Origin of the sequence: Hymenobacter edaphi, from assembly GCF_003258365.1 — a bacterium.
GTDB classification, from domain to species: Bacteria; Bacteroidota; Bacteroidia; order Cytophagales; family Hymenobacteraceae; genus Solirubrum; species Solirubrum edaphi.
On the sequence record NZ_QHKM01000006.1, the window covers coordinates 193,877 to 209,483 of the forward strand.

The following is a 15,607-nucleotide window of genomic DNA, read 5'->3' on the forward strand; positions in this document are numbered from 1 at the left end:
TCAGGCGCGTGCTATATTTGCCCCTTCCAGAATTTACATTCGCCCCTTTATGCGTACTCCTTTGCTTGGTGCCGCCCTAGTTGCGCTGCTGGCTGCCTGCTCATCCGACAAGTCTGCTGACTCGGCGGATCAAATTATGTCCACGGGTTTCGAGGACCTGGAAGGCTGGGTGCCGCCGTCCCCCTCCCTGACCAAGGAAAAGGCTCACTCCGGCAAATATGCCATCAAAGTCGATCCGACCATTGAATACAGCATGACCTACATCAACGTGATGGGCAAGGTGATGCCGTCCAAACCCAATAAGCTGCACCTGACCGCCTGGGTCATGGGCGCCAGCAAGGAAGCGGATGCCGTGCTGACGGTGCAGATGCTTAACCCCAAGGACGGGACTTCGCTGATGAACGAGCAGATGCACGTCAAGGAGAAGATAAAGAAGCCGGGGGAGTGGGAGAAAGTGGAGATGGAGTTTGCCGTGCCCGAAAAAGCCACCTTTACCGACGAGATGCGCGTGTACCTGTGGCGCGTCGGCAGCGGCGAGCCCGTCTATATGGACGACATTGAGCTGAGCATCGTTCGGTAAACATGCCTTTGCGGCCGAAGTGCATGGCGTGGGAAGCCGGTTATGGCCGCCCGCGCCATGCGCTGTTGGCGGCACCCCGGCGCGTTGGCGGGGCAGCGGGAGCCCTCGCTGCGTCGCTGCTTTCCTTCTTTATTGCTTCCGTTTTGCCGTAGCGTTGCTGCAGTCAACATCGTCATGCGCCGCCCTTTTCTGTCCTTGATTGCGTTTTCATTCAGCCGGCTGACACGGGGGCGGATGCTGGGCGGGGTCTGCTCGTCACTGCTCATCGGCTGCGCCCCGCAGCAGCCCGAGCTGCCGCCCTTGCCCCCCGACCGGCAGCCGCTGATGAGCAGCAGCTTCGAAGGCGTGGCCGGCTGGAGCGCGCCGGCCAACCTGCCGCTGCTCAGTTTGGAGCACGCGCGCACCGGGCGCTATTCCCTGAAGGCGGGCCGCGGCCTGGAATACAGCTTGAGCTACGGCGCCGCCCTGGGCGCGGTGGTGCCCGCCGGCACCCGCCGCCTGCGCCTGACGGCCTGGGCCTACACCGAGCGCCCTACCGACGCTATGCTGGTGCTGCAGCTGCTCGACCCGGCCCAGGAAGGCCGCAGCCTGGTGTACGAGAAAATCGAGCTGGGACGCTACGTCACCAAGTCCGGGGAGTGGACGCCGGTGGCCATTTCGACCCAGCTGCCCGCCGATGCCCGGCCCGAAAGCCAGCTGAAGATTTACCTCTGGTATCCGAACGCGCTCAACAACATTTACCTCGACGACGTGGCGCTCTTCAGCGAAGAGTAGACGGGGCTGGCCCGGGTGCCCCGGCCCACTGGCCGCACCCGCCGCCGTGCCCCGGCTGCTTCACGGCAACTTTCCCTCCGCACATGAATAGCATCCGCGCCGGTTTCTGGACCCGCAGGTACCGCAGCAAGTGGTATTTCGTTGCCACGTTCCTGCTCTACGCCGTGTACTTGCTGACGTCGCATTTCCAGATTCAGCACTACGACTCCGGGTACTACTGGATGCTGGCGCAGAACTATTACAAGTACGACTTCTTCTCCCTGTTGCACTTCAAGAGCGCCTTCCGGGGGTACCTGCTGCCGCTGCTCTACTACCCGCTGGCCTGGCTGGAACGCGCCACCTCGGCGACCTACTCCAACGACATCATCAAGCTGCTGGGCGCGGCCTGGGCGGCGGGGCTGTTCGGGGTGGTGGCGCCCAAGCTCTGGGAGCGGGTGGCGGGCACGTCGCTGGGCACGGGGCGCCGGCTGGCGTTTATCCTGCTGGGCTTCTGGTTCTGGCGCGAGCATTTCAACTTCCTGCTCTCGGATTTTCCCAGCGTGCTGATGCTGGCCAGTGCCCTGCTGGCCGCCACCTACGCCCCGCGGGCCTGGGCCGGTGCCGTAGCCGGGGCCTGCATTGCCGCCGCGCTCTACATCCGGCCGCTGAACCTGATAGCCCTGCCGCTGCTGCTCGTGCTGCTGGGCTGGCAGGCACGGCGCACGGCCGGGCCGCTGGCCTTCCGCTCCCTGGCCACGACGTTCGGCTGCTTCGCCGTGGCGTTTGCCCTGGTGGCCCTGCCGCAGTGGCTGATCAACCGCAATAACTTCCAGGCCAGCAGCCCGTTCGTGCTCGGCCTTGGCGACGGGGACGAATTCAAAATCAACGGCGTCGACAACCTGTACCTGTTTCACCTCAACGAGGGTATCCGGATGCAGAAGTACGAGTCGAACGTGGGCCACGACTACGAGAAGCTGCAGGTATTCTACCGCGACCCGTCGGGGCTGGCCCTGTTCGAGCAGACGGGCAAGCCCATGTTCGACACCTACGGCAAGTACTTCCGCTTCGTGGCGCGCCACCCCTTCGACATGGCCGCGCTCTACACGCGCCACGTCTTCAACGGCCTGGACGTGCTTTACCCCGGCCCCTACATCGAGGAAGTGTTCATCCCGACGCTGCCACTGGCCGTGCCCAACTACCTGGTGCTGTTTCTGGCGCTGGTGGTCATCATCGGGCGCATGGGCCGCCTACGGGCCTGGCAGTGGGTGGTCGTGGCCGCCATCCTGGCCACCTGCGCGGGCTCGGTGCCCCTGGTCGTGGAGCCCCGCTTTTTCCTGCCGCTGGCGCTGCTCTTCTACGCGGTGGTCTGCTTCGGCTGGCCCGCCGACTGGACGTGGCGCCGCACCGACCCCGGGCTGCGCTCGGCGCTGACCATCAGCGGAGTGGTGTGGGTGCTGCTGTGCCTGACGCTGTCGGCCAACGTGCAGACCTTCCAGGAAGCCAAGCCCAAAACCCTGCAGCGCCTGGAGCCGCCCACCCCGGCCGAGCTGCGCGACCTGCAGCCCGAGCCCAACCCGACCCTGCCCACCTGGTAGGGCGCGGCGGGCGGCCCGGGGCCGGCGCGGGGCCGCCCGCCGTCCTACAGGCTGCCGGTGCGCCCGCCGTCCACCGGCACGTTGATGCCGTTGATGTAGCCGGCCAGCGGCGAGGCCAGAAACGCAATGGCCGCCGCCACTTCTTCGGCCTCGCCGAAGCGCCCGGCCGGAATCAGCCGCTGCATCTGGGCTTCCAGCTCCTGCACGGGCGTGCCAGTGCTGGCCGAGCGGGCTTCCACCAGGCTGTGGTGGCGCTGGGTGAGCGTGGCGCCGGGCAGCACATTGTTGACGGTAATGCCCGAGGGGCCCAGCTCGTTGGCCAGCGTTTTGGCCCAGCTGGCCACCGCCCCGCGCGTGGTGTTCGACACACCCAGGTTGGGCAGCGGCTGCTTCACCGAGGTGCTGATGACGTTGATGATGCGCCCGTAGCCGGCCGCCTTCATGCCCGGCACCAGGGCCTGGGCCAGCAAATGGTTGCAGACGACGTGCTGCTCGAACGCCGCCCGCAGGTCGTCGATGGAGGCCGCGAGCAAAGGGCCGCCGGCCGGGCCGCCGGTGTTGTTCACCAGGATGTGGGTGGCCGGGTTCTTGGCCACATATTCGGCCAGGCGCTCGGCTAGCTCGGCGGGCCGGCTGAAATCGGCCACCAGGTAATCGTGCTGCTGGCCGTGCTCGGCGGGCAGGGCGGCGGCGGCTTCGCGCAGGGCGTCTTCGTTGCGGGCAATGAGCGTGACGTGGGCGCCGCGGGCGGCCAGCGCCTCGGCGGCGGCCCGCCCGATGCCCTGGGTGCTGCCGCACACCACGGCGCGGCGGTCGGTGAGTTGGTCGGTAAGCATGGCCGAAAGGTAGTTAGGTGACAGGTAACACGGGGAGGGTGACGGGTAACACGTGACACGTGGCAGGGAAGAGGAGAGCAGTGCAGACGCAGCTTGACTTCGGCCCGGCCGCTGGAAATCCGGCGGTTCCGGTGGCAGTTTATAACTTGTCCCCGGGCACGCATCACGTGTCACCCCAAACCTATCCACCCACCACGTGTCACCCGGCACTTGTTACCCGTCACCCCCAATATGCCCGTCACGCGCCCTTTCAACTTCCAGCAGTGGATTGACGAACACCGCCACTTGCTCAAGCCGCCCGTCGGCAACCAACAGGTGTTCAAAGGCAACGACGACTTCATCGTCATGGTGGTGGGCGGCCCCAACGCCCGCAAGGACTACCACGTCGACGACAGCGAGGAGTTTTTCTTCCAGCTGGAAGGCGACATGACGCTGAAAATCATCGAGGACGGCAAGCCGGTGGATTTACCCATCCGGGCCGGCGAGATATTTCTGCTGCCCGCGGGCGTGCCCCACTCCCCGCAGCGCCCGGCCGGCACCGTGGGCCTGGTGGTGGAGCGCTACCGCAAGCCCGGCGAGCTGGACGGCTTTCAGTGGTACTGCGAAAACTGCGGCACCAAGCTCTACGAGGAGTTTGCCGAAGTCACCGACATCGTGAAGCAGCTGCCCGTCATCATGGGCAACTTCTGGCAGAGCGAGGAGCGCCGCACCTGCAAAAACTGCGGCACCGTGATGCAGCCGCCCGCCCCGGTGCAGTAAGCCTCGCCCCCGGATTTTCGCCGCCAGCCGGTCGGCGCGCATGGCCTGTGCGCGCCGACCGGCTTTCTTTGTGCCCTGAATCCTGCTAAGTGGCCTGCTGTTAATGAAATCTAACGTCGTATTCTGGCTGGCGGCGGCGCTGCTGACCCTGGCCATGTTTCAGGATAAGCGCTGGAAGGCCATGGAAGTCCTCGACTCCGACCCCGGCGGCTATTACGTGTACCTGCCCTCGGCCTTTATCTACGGCGACCTGGGCCGCCCCGATTCGCTCAGCGCCCTGCGCCAGCTCTACCGTCCCGCGGAGGCCCCGGCCGAAATCGGGCTCAAGCCCCTGCCCGGCAAGCGGTTCATGAGCAAGTACACCCTCGGCAAGGCCCTGGCCGACCTGCCCTGGTTTCTCGGCGCCCACGCCTGGGCCGGCGCTAGCACCAAGTACAAAGCCGACGGCTTCAGCCGGCCCTACCAGCAAATCATCATGATTGCGGGCTTGTTTCACGGCATTCTGGGCCTCTGGATCCTGCGCAAGCTGCTGCGCCGCTACTACGACGACGGCACCACGGCCTGGGCGCTGGCCGGCATCGGCCTCGGCACCAATCTGTTCTGCTACGCCAGCTACGACGCCAACATGGCCCACGCCGTGCTCTTTCTCTGGCAGGCGGCGCTGCTCTACTGCTCGGCGCGCTGGTACGAAACCGGCCGCCCCGGTTTTGCCGCCGGCATCGGCCTGTTTCTGGGTCTGGCCATTCTCACCCGCCCTTCCGAAGCCATGTACGGGCTGGTGCCGCTCACCTGGGGCCTCACCCTGGCTGCGCCGGTCCTGCGGCAGCGGGCCCGGTGGTGGTGGGAGCGGCGCGGGCAGCTGCTGCTGGCGGCGGTGCTGCTACTGGCCGTGTGCAGCCTGCAGATGCTGTTCTGGCACGCCGTCAGCGGGCACTGGGTGGTGTATTCCTACACCGGCGAGAAGTTCGATTTCCTGCACCCCCACCTCGTCGAAGGCCTGATCAGCTTCCGCAAGGGCTGGTGGCTCTACACCCCGATGGCCCTGCTCAGCCTGGGCGGCCTGTGGTGGCTGCGCCGCGACGTGCCCGCCGCCTGGCTGATGGTGCTGCTGATGGTGCCGGTGGCCATCTACGTGACCTTCAGCTGGCGCACCTGGACCTACGGCGGCAGCTTCAGCTGCCGGCCGCTGGTGAGCCTCTATCCGGTGCTGGCCCTGCCACTGGCCAGCCTGCTGGCCCACGCCCGCTGGCGCCGAACCCTGCGCACGGTGGTGGTGACCTTCATCCTGCTGAACATCTGGCAGAGCTGGCAGTACGCGGCCAGCGTGCTGCACTGGGACGGCATGACGCGCGACATGTATTTTCGTAACTTTTTCCGCCGCAAGTTCTAAGCCGCGGCGGTTCATTCCTTTCCCTCCACCGGCCGCCACCCACGGCCTCCCGACGCCCACCCCCGCCTTGCTGACCGTCGACATTCACACCCACATCCTGCCCAAACAGTGGCCCGACCTGCGCGAGCGGTACGGCTACGGCGGCTTCATCCGGCTGGAGCACCACAAGCCCTGCTGCGCCCGCATGATGCAGGACGACAAGTTCTTCCGCGAAATCCAGGACAACTGCTGGGACCCCGCCGTGCGCCTGCACGAGTGCGGGCACTTCGGCGTCGACGTGCAGGTGCTGAGCACGGTGCCCGTCATGTTCAGCTACTGGGCCAAGCCCCACGACGCGCTGGACCTGAGCATGCTGCTCAACGACCACATTGCCGGCGTGGTGGCCGACTACCCCGACCGCTTTGCCGGCTTGGGCACCATCCCGCTGCAGGCCCCCGACCTGGCCGTGCGGGAGCTGGAGCGCTGCGTGAAGGAGCTGGGCCTGATCGGGGTGCAGATCGGCTCCCACGTCAACGACTGGAACCTCGACGCCCCGGAACTGTTCGAGGTGTTTCAGGCCGCCGAGGAGCTGGGCGCGGCCGTGTTCGTGCACCCCTGGGACATGATGGCCCAGCAGAAAATGCCCAAGTACTGGCTGCCCTGGCTGGTAGGCATGCCCGCCGAAAGTACCCTGGCGCTTTGCTCGCTCATCTTCGGTGGGGTGCTGGAGCGCCTACCCAGGCTGCGCGTGGCCGTGGCCCACGGCGGGGGCACCTTCGCCAGCACCATCGGCCGCATCGAGCACGGCTTCCAGGTGCGCCCCGACCTCTGCGCCGTCGACAACCCGGTGAACCCGCGCGAGTACCTGGGCAGGTTCTGGGTCGACTCGCTGGTGCACGACCCGCTGATGCTCGACTACCTGGTGAAAACCCTCGGTGCCGACAAAATCACGCTCGGCACCGATTACCCCTTCCCGCTCGGCGAGCTGGAGCCCGGGCAGCTGATCCGCAGCATGGCCTACCCCGACGAGGTGAAGGCCCGCATGCTCGGCCAAAACGCCCTGGACTGGATGGGCGTGCCGGTAAGCCAGTTCCGGCGCCAGCTGGTCTGATGCCGCTGCGTACCTTCGCGCCGTGCCCACCCAGCCTTTCCCGTTGCCGCCGATGAGCTTCCAGAATACCCCCGACTTCGCCCGCCAGCTCGACGCGCAGGACCCGCTGCGCGCGTTCCGCGACCGGTTTCACCTGCCGCTGGCCCCCGATGGCCGCGAGGCCGTGTACTGCTGCGGCAACTCCCTGGGCCTGCAGCCCCGGGCCGCCCGCGCCGCCGTCGAAGCCGAGTTCCAAAGCTGGCAGGAACACGCCGTGGAAGGCCACTTCCGCGAGCCTTCCTGCTGGATGCACTACCACGAAACGCTCACCGAGGCCTCGGCCCGGCTGGTGGGCGCCCGGCCCGTGGAGGTGGTGGTGATGAACAACCTCACCGTCAACCTGCACCTGCTGCTCATCAGCTTCTACCGCCCCGAAGGCCGCCGCTACAAGGTGCTGATGGAAGGCGGCGCGTTTCCCTCCGACCAGTACGCGCTGGAAAGCCAGGTGAAGCTGCACGGCTACCAGCCCGACGACACCATCGTGGAGCTCGTGCCCCGCCCCGGCGAGCATACCCTGCGCACCCAGGACATCGAAGCCCGGATTCAGGCACTGGGCGAGGAGCTGGCCCTGGTCATCCTCGGCGGCGTCAACTACTACACCGGTCAGGCCTTCGACCTGGCCGCCATCACCCGCGCCGGCCACGCCGTGGGCGCCACCGTGGGCTTCGACCTGGCCCACGCCGCCGGCAACCTCGCGCTGCAGCTGCACGACTGGGACGTGGATTTCGCCTGCTGGTGCACCTACAAGTACCTCAACTCCGGCCCCGGCGGCACCTCGGGCGTGTTTGTGCACGAGCGGTTTGCCGAGCGCCCCGACCTGCCGCGCCTCGCCGGTTGGTGGGGCCACGATGCCTCGGTGCGCTTCCAGATGCAGAAGGGCTTCCGGCCCATGCCCGGCGCCGCCGGCTGGCAGCTCTCGAATGCCCAGATTTTTCCGATGGCCATTCACCGCGCCGCCCTGGCCCTGGTCGACGAGGCCGGCGGCATGGCCGCGCTGCGCCGCAAGAGCGAGCAGTTGACCGGCTACCTGGAATTTGTGCTGCAGCAGGCCGGGCTGCCCGCCGAAGTGCTCGAAATCATCACGCCCGCCGACCCCGCCCAGCGCGGCTGCCAGCTGTCCTTGCTGGTGCACCGCCAGGGTCGGCAGCTGTTCGAGTTTCTGGCCGAGCGCGGCATCATGGCCGATTGGCGTGAGCCCAACGTCATTCGCCTCGCGCCGGTACCGCTCTACAATTCTTTCGAGGACGTATGGCGCATCGGGCAGGGCGTGGCCGCGTGGAGCGCGGAACTGGCGGCCGCCCCGGCCAACCAATAGCCGCCCCGCGCTGTTTTTCGTATTGCTGATGATGGAGCACGCGCGCCGGCCAGGGGGCCAGGCGCGGCCCTGCGCTCCGCTTGCCTGACTGGAATGGAAGACTACGCGGCCAAAATGGCCGGCAAACCCGACGCGGAGCTGCAACGCTACCTGGACCGCCGCGCCGAGTACCGCGAAGAAGCGGTGCTGGCCGCCCTGACGGAGCTGGAGCGGCGCGGCCACGTCGTGCCCGGGGTGGCCGCCCTGCGCCCCGAGCTGGAGGCCGCCGCCCGGGTGGCGGCCTCCGCCGCGCCGCCCGCCGCCCCGTCGTGGGCCCGGGCCGAAGAACCCGAGGAGCCCGAAGCGGCCGACAACGGCCCCGCCCTCTACTCGCCCGGCACCATTGCCATCCTTTCGGTGCTGTCGTACCCGGTCGGGGCCGTGCTGATGCTGCTGAACCTGCTGCGCCTGCGCCGCTACGGCGGCGCGGCCCTGCTGCTGGCGCTGTCCGTGGTTATGTTCTCGGCCCACCTCTGGCTGCTGTTCAACCTCGGGCTGAATCCCAACGTGGTGGGCCTGTGCAGCAACATCGCCGCCGCGCTGATCTACGTGTTCGTGCTCTGGCCCTACTTTATCGGGGCCCGCACCTACCAGGCGCGCAGCTGGCTGCCCCCGCTCATCATCACCTTCGCCCTGGTGCTGCTGCTGATGATGCTGGCCCAGTCGATGGGCGTGCCCATGCCGGGGCTGAAGTAGCGTATGGCCCTCCGGTTGTTGGCGTTGCCCCAGGCCGATGTACGCCTCGACGAGCAGTTTCTCGCGCCCGCCGCGGCCGCCGCGCTGCTGCAGGCGCTGACGGCCACCGCCGCCTGGCGCCACGAGTCCATCACGCTTTTCGGCAAGCCGGTGCTGCAGCCCCGCCTCACCGCCTGGCACGGCGACGCCGGCGCCCGCTACCGCTACTCCGGCCTGCTGCTGACGCCCGAGCCCTGGACGCCCGCCCTGCAGGCCCTGCGCGAGCAGGTGGAAGCGGCCACCGGCGCCCGTTTCAACAGCGTGCTGCTCAACCTCTACCGCCACGGGCAGGACAGCATGGGCTGGCACGCCGACGACGAGCCCGAGCTGGGCCCGGCGCCCGTCATTGCCTCCGTCAGCCTGGGAGCCACGCGGCGGTTTCGGCTGCGCCCCCGGCCCGGCAGCGGCCCGCCGCACGCCCCCGTCGGCCTGGAGCTGGGCAGCGGCAGCCTGCTGCTGATGCAGGGCCCCACGCAGCGCTACTGGCAGCACGCGGTGCCCAAAACCGCCCAGGCCATCGGCCCGCGCCTGAACCTGACGTTTCGCCGCGTGCTCGGGGCGGATAGTCAGTAGCTGAGCGTACCCTCGTTGACACGCAAAACGGCCCGCTGATAACTCAGCGGGCCGTTCTTGCTCAGGGGCCGATTAGCTGTCCGGGTAGACGACAAACCACCCGGGGCCAGCCGCTTACTTGATGTCGACCAGCAGACCCACGTAGGCCAGACGCCCGATGTTGGGGCCGCCGTACACCTGCACGTTGTTGCTGTCCAGCAGGTTGGCGCCGCCGGCCTGCACTGTGGTGGCCAGGCGCGGAAGGGTGTAGCCCACGTAGGCATCCAGGGAGCTGTAGTTGCTCAGCTCGCCCACCGCAAACGGCGTTTCGTAGAGGTGGCCTTCGGCCCAGCGGTAGTTGGCGGAGTAGCTCAACTGCCCGGCCGTGCCGCTGGCGCCCAGGTTGAACTTGTGCTTGGGCGTGTTGAAGAACGTCTGGAAGTTCTCATCCGAGATGCGCGAGCGGTCCAGCACGTTCAGGCTGTAGTTGGCGCTCAGCGTCAGTGGTTTGTCCACGGTGTAGTTCACGCCGGCCGAGCCGCCCTGCGTTTCCACTTCCTGGCCGGCATTGGTCCACACCTGCAGCAGGCGGGTGGGTGCGGTGAGCGTGCCGTCGGGATTACCGATGAAGCGCTGCGCCCCGATAAAGTCGTTGTAGTGGCTGAGGTAATAGTTCAGGTCGATGTACAGCTTGTTGCTGAGCGTGCCGCGGTAACCCACTTCGTACGTGCTCAGGCGCTCCAGCTTCAGCGGGGCAATGTTGAACACCGTTGGCAACGGGGTAGTGCCGGGTAGGGCCTGGCCCTGGAAGCCCTTGCCCACGTTGCCGAGCAGCAGCACCGGGCCCACGTCGAGGCGGATGTACTGGTCGAGCTGGGTGGGGGAGCGGAAGGCGCGGCCGTAGCTGGCGCGGAAGCTGTGCTGGCGGTTGGCACCCACCGAGTACACCGCCGAGGCCCGCGGCGACACGGCCGGGTCGAAGTTCTTGAACCCGTCGACGCGCACGGCCAGGGCCAGCTTCAGCCGCTCGTCGAGCAGCTGCTGGCTAAGCTGGGTGTAGCCGCCCACCTCGTGGTTCTGGATGCGCTGGTCGTCGTCGGAAAAGAACTGTCCGTTCGAGCCCAGGCGGAACTTGCGGTACGAGGCGCCCAGGATCAGGCTGGTGCTCTTGCCGAAGCGGAAGTCGTACTGGGCGTTGCCCTCGTTGAGCAGGGAGCTGGGGTTCAGGCGCGCCCCCTTGCCTGGCCGGCTATCCTTGATAATGGCCGAGCGCAACTCCCCGAACCGGGTATTGTTGGGGTCGAGCTGGGTGGCATTGGCGGCCGTTTGGGCCGCTGCCAGGGCTTGCTCTGCTGGCAGGCCGGCCGCGCGAGCCTGCTTGTAGGCGCCGTTGTAGGTGCCAAAGAACTGCTGGGCGTAAGTCGTCGCGGTGCCCTCGGCTACCGGCGAGTTCTGAATGAACGCGCCCAGGAAGCCCAGGTCGTAGGAGTTGTTGCCGAAGTCCTGGGTGGAGGAGCCGCGCAAAAACCACCGCTCCCCGCGCAATTCGCCGCGGTACTGGTTGGTGCCGAAGTTGCGCAGGCGGTAGCGGCTGGAGCTCTGGTAGCTGGCCGTGCCCCGGTTGATGCTGGCCGCCACGGTGGCCTTCACCTTGTCGGTGAGCAGGTACGACACCGTCGGCACCACCTTGAAGGCCTTGGCCTTGTTGTCGTCGGCCACCAGAGTCGGCTCCGCGAAGCCGGGCATAAACACGGTTTTGCCGTACAGCTCGGGGCTGGTGCCGCCCGGCAGCTGCTGCGCCGGGCTGAAGGTGTTCGACACGTCGCCGTAGCGGTTCACCGCGTCGTAGCCCAGCGGCGAACCGGCCGGGTTGTTGGCCGGCGTCACGCGCAGGCTGGCCGGGCCGTAGTTGCTGGCCAGCCAGTCGTCGGCCGTCAGGTAGCTGCCGAGCACCTTAAAGGCGAAGCGCTTACCGATTTTGTGGGCGTAGCGCAACTGCCCGTCGAAGTAGCTGCGCTGCCCGCCGCGCACCCGCGCCGAGAAGCCCTCCGTCACGAACGGGTCCTTGGAGTTGAGCAGCACCACCCCGTTGAAGGCGTTGGCCCCGTACAGCGCCGAGGCCGGCCCGTGAATCACTTCGATGCTGGCAATGTCCAGCTCCGGCAGGCCGGTCAGGTTGCCCGAGTTGATGTTGAGCGAGGGCGACTGGGTGTCGAAGTAGTCGACCAGCTGAATCACCCGCTCCGATTTGGGCGAGTTGAACCCGCGGGTGCTGAGGCTGCTCATCACCATGCTCGACGAGTTCACGTCGATGCCCTTGAACTGGTTGAGGCCGGCCAGCACGTCGGGCGGGGGCAGGCGCTGCACCTGGGCGGCGCCTACTTTTTCCACCGTCACCGGGGCCTGCTGCAGGGCTTCTTCCACGCGGGAAGCCGCCACCACCACTTCGTTGAGCGTCACCGCCTCGTTCAGGGTCACCACCACGTCGGGGGTGGGCTTACTCAGCTCCAGCTCGCGGGTTTCGTAGCCCACAAAGGACACGGAAATGACCACCGGCCCGTCGCTGAAATCGGCGGGCAGCGAGAATTGCCCTTCCCGGTTGGTGCCGGTGCCGATCAGGGTGCCTTTTAAAAATACCGTAGCGCCGGGAATGGGCTGACCGGCATCATTGCGCACGACGCCACCCACACCGGCTTCTGATTGCGCCAGGGCCGGCAGGGCCAGCACAGCGCCGCCCAATGCCAGAAGGCAGGGGTACAGTTGCCGCATAAAAAGAGAAGAAAGAGGAAAAAAAGACGCAGCATAACGTTCCGGGTATATGCTGCATGCCGACAAATTTCCGTAATCTTTCCGGATTTATAATACGCTGATTAATATAATGCTAGCCAAATCCTGCTGGGGTAGAAATAAATGCAGTTCTGGACCAATCGGGCCACTAATAGCGAATGTCCGGGTGCCCCGTCAGGCTGGGGCAATCCAGGTCGCCCAGGGTAAAATCACCAATCTGCAGCTGGCCCTGCCCCGCATCGGCCGGCTGCGCTGGCTGAGCTGCTTCGGGAGATGGAGCCGGCGCGGTAATTTCTTGAGATACAGCCTTGAACACAGGATTGAAGGCGGTAATCAGCGGAGTGGTAAAGGCAAGCATGTTGGGCGGAGGTGGTTTGGTACTTAAGGCAGAATTAATGGTAAGGTAGGCAATCATACGGGGTTTGCTGTATTAAGGCAATAATACTTGTGCATTTTTTGGTAAACCGCCCGGCCGGCTCGCCTTTCGGGGCGGCGGCGAAATGCGCGCTTGTAAGCGGAATGCCTTACTTTCGGACCCACCCATTCCCTGTATGACGACTTCCGCCTCCCCCGCGCCGGGGCTCCCGACTCCGGCCGCCGCCCCCAACCGCCTCACCATTACCGGCGCCGGACTGGTCGGCTCCCTGCTTGCCCTGTACCTGGCCCGCCGCGGCTACTCGGTGGATGTGTACGAGCGGCGCCCCGACCCGCGCCGCGCCGGCGCCGATTCCGGCCGCTCCATCAACCTCGCCCTGTCGGACCGCGGCTGGCGGGCCCTGGAGGGCGTGGGCATTGCCGAGGCGGTGCGCGAGGTGGCCATTCCGATGTACGGGCGGGTGATGCACGACGCGCACGGCAACCTCAGCCAGCAGCCCTACGGCCAGCCTGGGCAGGGTATCTACTCCGTGTCGCGGGGCGGGCTGAACCGCCGCCTGCTGGAGCTGGCCGAAGCCGAAGCCGGCGTGCGGCTGTTCTTCGGCCAGCAGTGCCTCGATGTGAACCTGCGCCAGCAGGAGCTGCACCTGCGCGACATCGAAACCGGCCAGGAACTGCACCAGCCCTACCAGCACCTGTTCGGCACCGACGGCGCCTTCTCGGCCGTGCGCAGTGCCTTGCAGCGGACCGAGCGGTTCGACTACTCGCAGTCTTACCTCGAATACGGCTACAAGGAGCTGACCATTGCGGCGGCGCCCGACGGCGGCTGGGTGCTGGAAAAGCACGCGCTGCATATCTGGCCGCGCGGCAGCTACATGATGATTGCCCTGCCCAACCTCGACGGCACCTTCACCTGCACGCTGTTTTTCCCCTTCGAGGGCGCCGACTCGTTTGCCTCGCTGCAGACGCCCGCCGACGTGACGGAGTTTTTCGGGCGCGTCTTCCCCGACGCGCTGCCGCTGATGCCGGAGCTGACCGACGACTTCTTCCACAACCCCACTTCCTCGCTGGTGACGGTGAAGTGCTTTCCCTGGTCGCTCGAAGGCGAGGCGCTGCTGCTCGGCGACGCGGCCCACGCCATCGTGCCCTTCTACGGGCAGGGCATGAACGCCGGCTTCGAGGACTGCACCGTGCTCGACGAGCTGATGGAGCGGCACGGCGCCGACTGGCAGACGGTGTTCCGCGAGTTTCAGCAGCTGCGCAAGCCCAACACCGACGCCGTGGCCGACCTGGCCGTGTACAACTTCGTGGAAATGCGCGACAAGGTGGCCGACCCGCGCTTCCTGCTGCAAAAGAAAATTGAGGGCAAAATCTCGGCGCAGTACCCCGGGCAGTGGACCTCGCTCTACTCCCAGGTCACGTTCTCGCACCGCCCCTACGCCGAGGCCTGGGCCAACGGCCAGCGCCAGGACGCCATCATGGCCCGCCTGATGAAGCACATCGATACCGAAGCCGACTACGACCGGCCCGAGGTGCAGGCAATGGTGGGAAAAGAGCTGGAGCGGGCTGGGTAACAGGGCGTTAAAACGCGCTGAACGCCAGCCATATCACGGTGCCCAGCATCAGCCCGGCCAGCACTTGCGCGCGGGTGTGGGCGCGCAGCTGCAGCCGGGCCCAGCCCACGGCCGCAGCCAGCAGTAGTACGGCCAGCAAGGTGAGCGGGGCGGCGCTGCCCCTTCCCGGGGCCGTCAGCAGCCACAGGCCTAGCCCGACGGCCCCCCCCATGCCCACGCCGTGCGCGCTGATTTTCCACCATAGCGTAATAAGCGTAGTCAGCAGCACCGATACGGTGATGCCGGCGAACAGCCGACTCAGCAACTCGGCCTGCGGGGCGTAGCTGGCCAGCAGCACGGCGGCGGCCGCAAAGCCGCCGGCGGCCAGCAGCAGCGGCGCGGTGCGTTGGCGCCGGTCGGGCAGCTCCACCGAACTGATGAGGCCGAAGCGGGCCATCAGGCCAATCAGCAGGCTGGGCAGCCAGAAACTCAGCGCCCAGGCCTGCAGCAGCAGTGTGGCCGGTACCGGGGCCACGCCAGGCACCGGCAGCCGGCTAGGCCAGCCGTAGCAGAGCAGCAGCACCAGGTACGTGGGCACCAGCAGCGGGTGGAAGACGATGGAGAGCAGCTGGGCCAAACGGTGGGACACAGCGGCAAAAATAGACGTTGCCGCGGGCCGCTGCGTCAGTCCATTACATTCCTGGCAAGAGGCGTAGCCGGAAGCGGGAATCGGCATTGCTAACACCCAGCCGGTAAGCGGGAGTTAAAAAGAGGCGAGTGCGCCAGCCCGCACTTGCCGGGCGGTATTGCAAGTGAAAACGCAGCGTGTCTTGTGAGGTATAATCGACCAAGCTGATGAGCAGGGGCTGCCCGGTCCAGAAGAACGGTGCGGTGGTATCGGCCGACCAGGTGCCGGATGGGGATGGTGCGACTCCCGGTCGTTGCTGAACACGGGGAGAATACAAATACTCGGTAGCAGATACAAAATCGACATCGGTCTGGGTACTGTCGCCGTCCGCGGTGGGCAAGTACCCCGCAAATGCACACCCACGCAACGGCGGTGGGGGAGGCGAAACCGAATTAGAGGTAAAAGCAAAATGGGACGGAGCAGTCTGCTCGCATCCCATTGCTGTTGGTATCAGTAGAAGCCCAGTTATAGGCCGAAAGAAGGCTGCTTTTGCGCAGAGGAGTGGCATAGATGCGGGGCTG

General features: G+C 66.5%; 14 protein-coding genes. 10 read left to right on the forward strand and 4 right to left on the reverse strand.

The genetic code is table 11. The features are described from left to right. Positions 1-49: 49 nt before the first annotated feature. The 3 genes from DLM85_RS18330 to DLM85_RS25560 all read left to right on the forward strand — a co-directional run bounded on the left by DLM85_RS18330 (position 50) and on the right by DLM85_RS25560 (position 2,928). The gene (locus DLM85_RS18330) at positions 50-580 is read left to right on the forward strand and encodes a carbohydrate binding domain-containing protein (RefSeq protein ID WP_165822195.1); all 531 of its coding nucleotides are present in this window, start codon (positions 50-52) and stop codon (positions 578-580) included. 195 nt (positions 581-775) lie between these two features. Beyond that, complete coding sequence (locus DLM85_RS18335; RefSeq protein ID WP_133257136.1) at positions 776-1,354, forward strand: hypothetical protein; 579 nt, start codon at positions 776-778, stop codon at positions 1,352-1,354. A gap of 83 nt (positions 1,355-1,437) precedes the next feature. Next, entirely contained in the window at positions 1,438-2,928 is a 1,491-nt protein-coding gene (locus tag DLM85_RS25560; RefSeq protein WP_165822196.1) for a hypothetical protein, read from the forward strand. A gap of 44 nt (positions 2,929-2,972) precedes the next feature. Here DLM85_RS25560 and DLM85_RS18345 read toward each other — a convergent pair whose 3' ends face one another. Next, positions 2,973-3,764, reverse strand: coding sequence for an SDR family oxidoreductase (locus DLM85_RS18345; RefSeq protein WP_111479621.1), 792 nt, complete (start codon positions 3,762-3,764; stop codon positions 2,973-2,975). A gap of 231 nt (positions 3,765-3,995) precedes the next feature. Between DLM85_RS18345 and DLM85_RS18350 the strand changes: the two genes are divergently transcribed. The 6 genes from DLM85_RS18350 to DLM85_RS18375 all read left to right on the forward strand — a co-directional run bounded on the left by DLM85_RS18350 (position 3,996) and on the right by DLM85_RS18375 (position 9,704). Then, a complete protein-coding gene (locus DLM85_RS18350; protein ID WP_111479622.1) occupies positions 3,996-4,523 on the forward strand; it encodes a 3-hydroxyanthranilate 3,4-dioxygenase in 528 nt (175 codons plus the stop codon). 103 nt (positions 4,524-4,626) lie between these two features. After that, on the forward strand, positions 4,627-5,913 hold the full coding sequence (locus tag DLM85_RS18355; RefSeq protein WP_111479623.1) for a glycosyltransferase family protein: 1,287 nt from the start codon (positions 4,627-4,629) through the stop codon (positions 5,911-5,913). 67 nt (positions 5,914-5,980) lie between these two features. Next, entirely contained in the window at positions 5,981-7,003 is a 1,023-nt protein-coding gene (locus DLM85_RS18360; protein ID WP_243636032.1) for an amidohydrolase family protein, read from the forward strand. Between the two features lie 52 nt (positions 7,004-7,055). Beyond that, entirely contained in the window at positions 7,056-8,357 is a 1,302-nt protein-coding gene (gene kynU, locus DLM85_RS18365; RefSeq protein WP_111479624.1) for a kynureninase, read from the forward strand. A gap of 93 nt (positions 8,358-8,450) precedes the next feature. Continuing rightward, positions 8,451-9,092: a hypothetical protein gene (locus DLM85_RS18370; RefSeq protein WP_111479625.1), complete on the forward strand. Its 642-nt coding sequence runs from the start codon at positions 8,451-8,453 to the stop codon at positions 9,090-9,092. Between the two features lie 3 nt (positions 9,093-9,095). After that, positions 9,096-9,704, forward strand: a complete 609-nt coding sequence (locus DLM85_RS18375) for an alpha-ketoglutarate-dependent dioxygenase AlkB family protein (RefSeq protein WP_111479626.1) — start codon at positions 9,096-9,098, stop codon at positions 9,702-9,704. Positions 9,705-9,818: 114 nt separating this feature from the next. Here DLM85_RS18375 and DLM85_RS18380 read toward each other — a convergent pair whose 3' ends face one another. Together DLM85_RS18380 and DLM85_RS25140 are read right to left on the reverse strand one after the other, a co-directional pair. Then, complete coding sequence (locus tag DLM85_RS18380; protein ID WP_111479627.1) at positions 9,819-12,452, reverse strand: TonB-dependent receptor; 2,634 nt, start codon at positions 12,450-12,452, stop codon at positions 9,819-9,821. A gap of 166 nt (positions 12,453-12,618) precedes the next feature. Continuing rightward, entirely contained in the window at positions 12,619-12,828 is a 210-nt protein-coding gene (locus tag DLM85_RS25140) for a hypothetical protein (protein ID WP_133257137.1), read from the reverse strand. A 193-nt stretch (positions 12,829-13,021) separates the two neighbouring features. Here DLM85_RS25140 and DLM85_RS18385 point away from each other — a divergent pair, with 193 nt between their 5' ends. Then, positions 13,022-14,419 (forward strand): FAD-dependent oxidoreductase, encoded by a 1,398-nt coding sequence (locus DLM85_RS18385; protein WP_111479628.1) that lies wholly within the window; start codon positions 13,022-13,024, stop codon positions 14,417-14,419. 7 nt (positions 14,420-14,426) lie between these two features. On the opposite strand, the gene DLM85_RS18390 is transcribed toward DLM85_RS18385, so the two are convergent. Then, on the reverse strand, positions 14,427-15,047 hold the full coding sequence (locus tag DLM85_RS18390) for a hypothetical protein (protein WP_133257138.1): 621 nt from the start codon (positions 15,045-15,047) through the stop codon (positions 14,427-14,429). Positions 15,048-15,607: the final 560 nt, after the last annotated feature.

What these genes read in the sequence shown, in the direction of transcription:
- DLM85_RS18330 (WP_165822195.1), top strand. Translation starts at nt 50, where the DNA reads ATGCGTACTCCTTTGCTTGGTGCCGCCCTAGTTGCGCTGCTGGCTGCC.
- DLM85_RS25560 (WP_165822196.1), top strand. Translation starts at nt 1,438, where the DNA reads ATGAATAGCATCCGCGCCGGTTTCTGGACCCGCAGGTACCGCAGCAAG.
- DLM85_RS18345 (WP_111479621.1), bottom strand. Translation starts at nt 3,764, where the DNA reads ATGCTTACCGACCAACTCACCGACCGCCGCGCCGTGGTGTGCGGCAGC.
- DLM85_RS18350 (WP_111479622.1), top strand. Translation starts at nt 3,996, where the DNA reads ATGCCCGTCACGCGCCCTTTCAACTTCCAGCAGTGGATTGACGAACAC.
- DLM85_RS18355 (WP_111479623.1), top strand. Translation starts at nt 4,627, where the DNA reads ATGAAATCTAACGTCGTATTCTGGCTGGCGGCGGCGCTGCTGACCCTG.
- kynU (WP_111479624.1), top strand. Translation starts at nt 7,056, where the DNA reads ATGAGCTTCCAGAATACCCCCGACTTCGCCCGCCAGCTCGACGCGCAG.
- DLM85_RS18370 (WP_111479625.1), top strand. Translation starts at nt 8,451, where the DNA reads ATGGAAGACTACGCGGCCAAAATGGCCGGCAAACCCGACGCGGAGCTG.
- DLM85_RS18375 (WP_111479626.1), top strand. Translation starts at nt 9,096, where the DNA reads ATGGCCCTCCGGTTGTTGGCGTTGCCCCAGGCCGATGTACGCCTCGAC.
- DLM85_RS18380 (WP_111479627.1), bottom strand. Translation starts at nt 12,452, where the DNA reads ATGCGGCAACTGTACCCCTGCCTTCTGGCATTGGGCGGCGCTGTGCTG.
- DLM85_RS25140 (WP_133257137.1), bottom strand. Translation starts at nt 12,828, where the DNA reads ATGCTTGCCTTTACCACTCCGCTGATTACCGCCTTCAATCCTGTGTTC.
- DLM85_RS18385 (WP_111479628.1), top strand. Translation starts at nt 13,022, where the DNA reads ATGACGACTTCCGCCTCCCCCGCGCCGGGGCTCCCGACTCCGGCCGCC.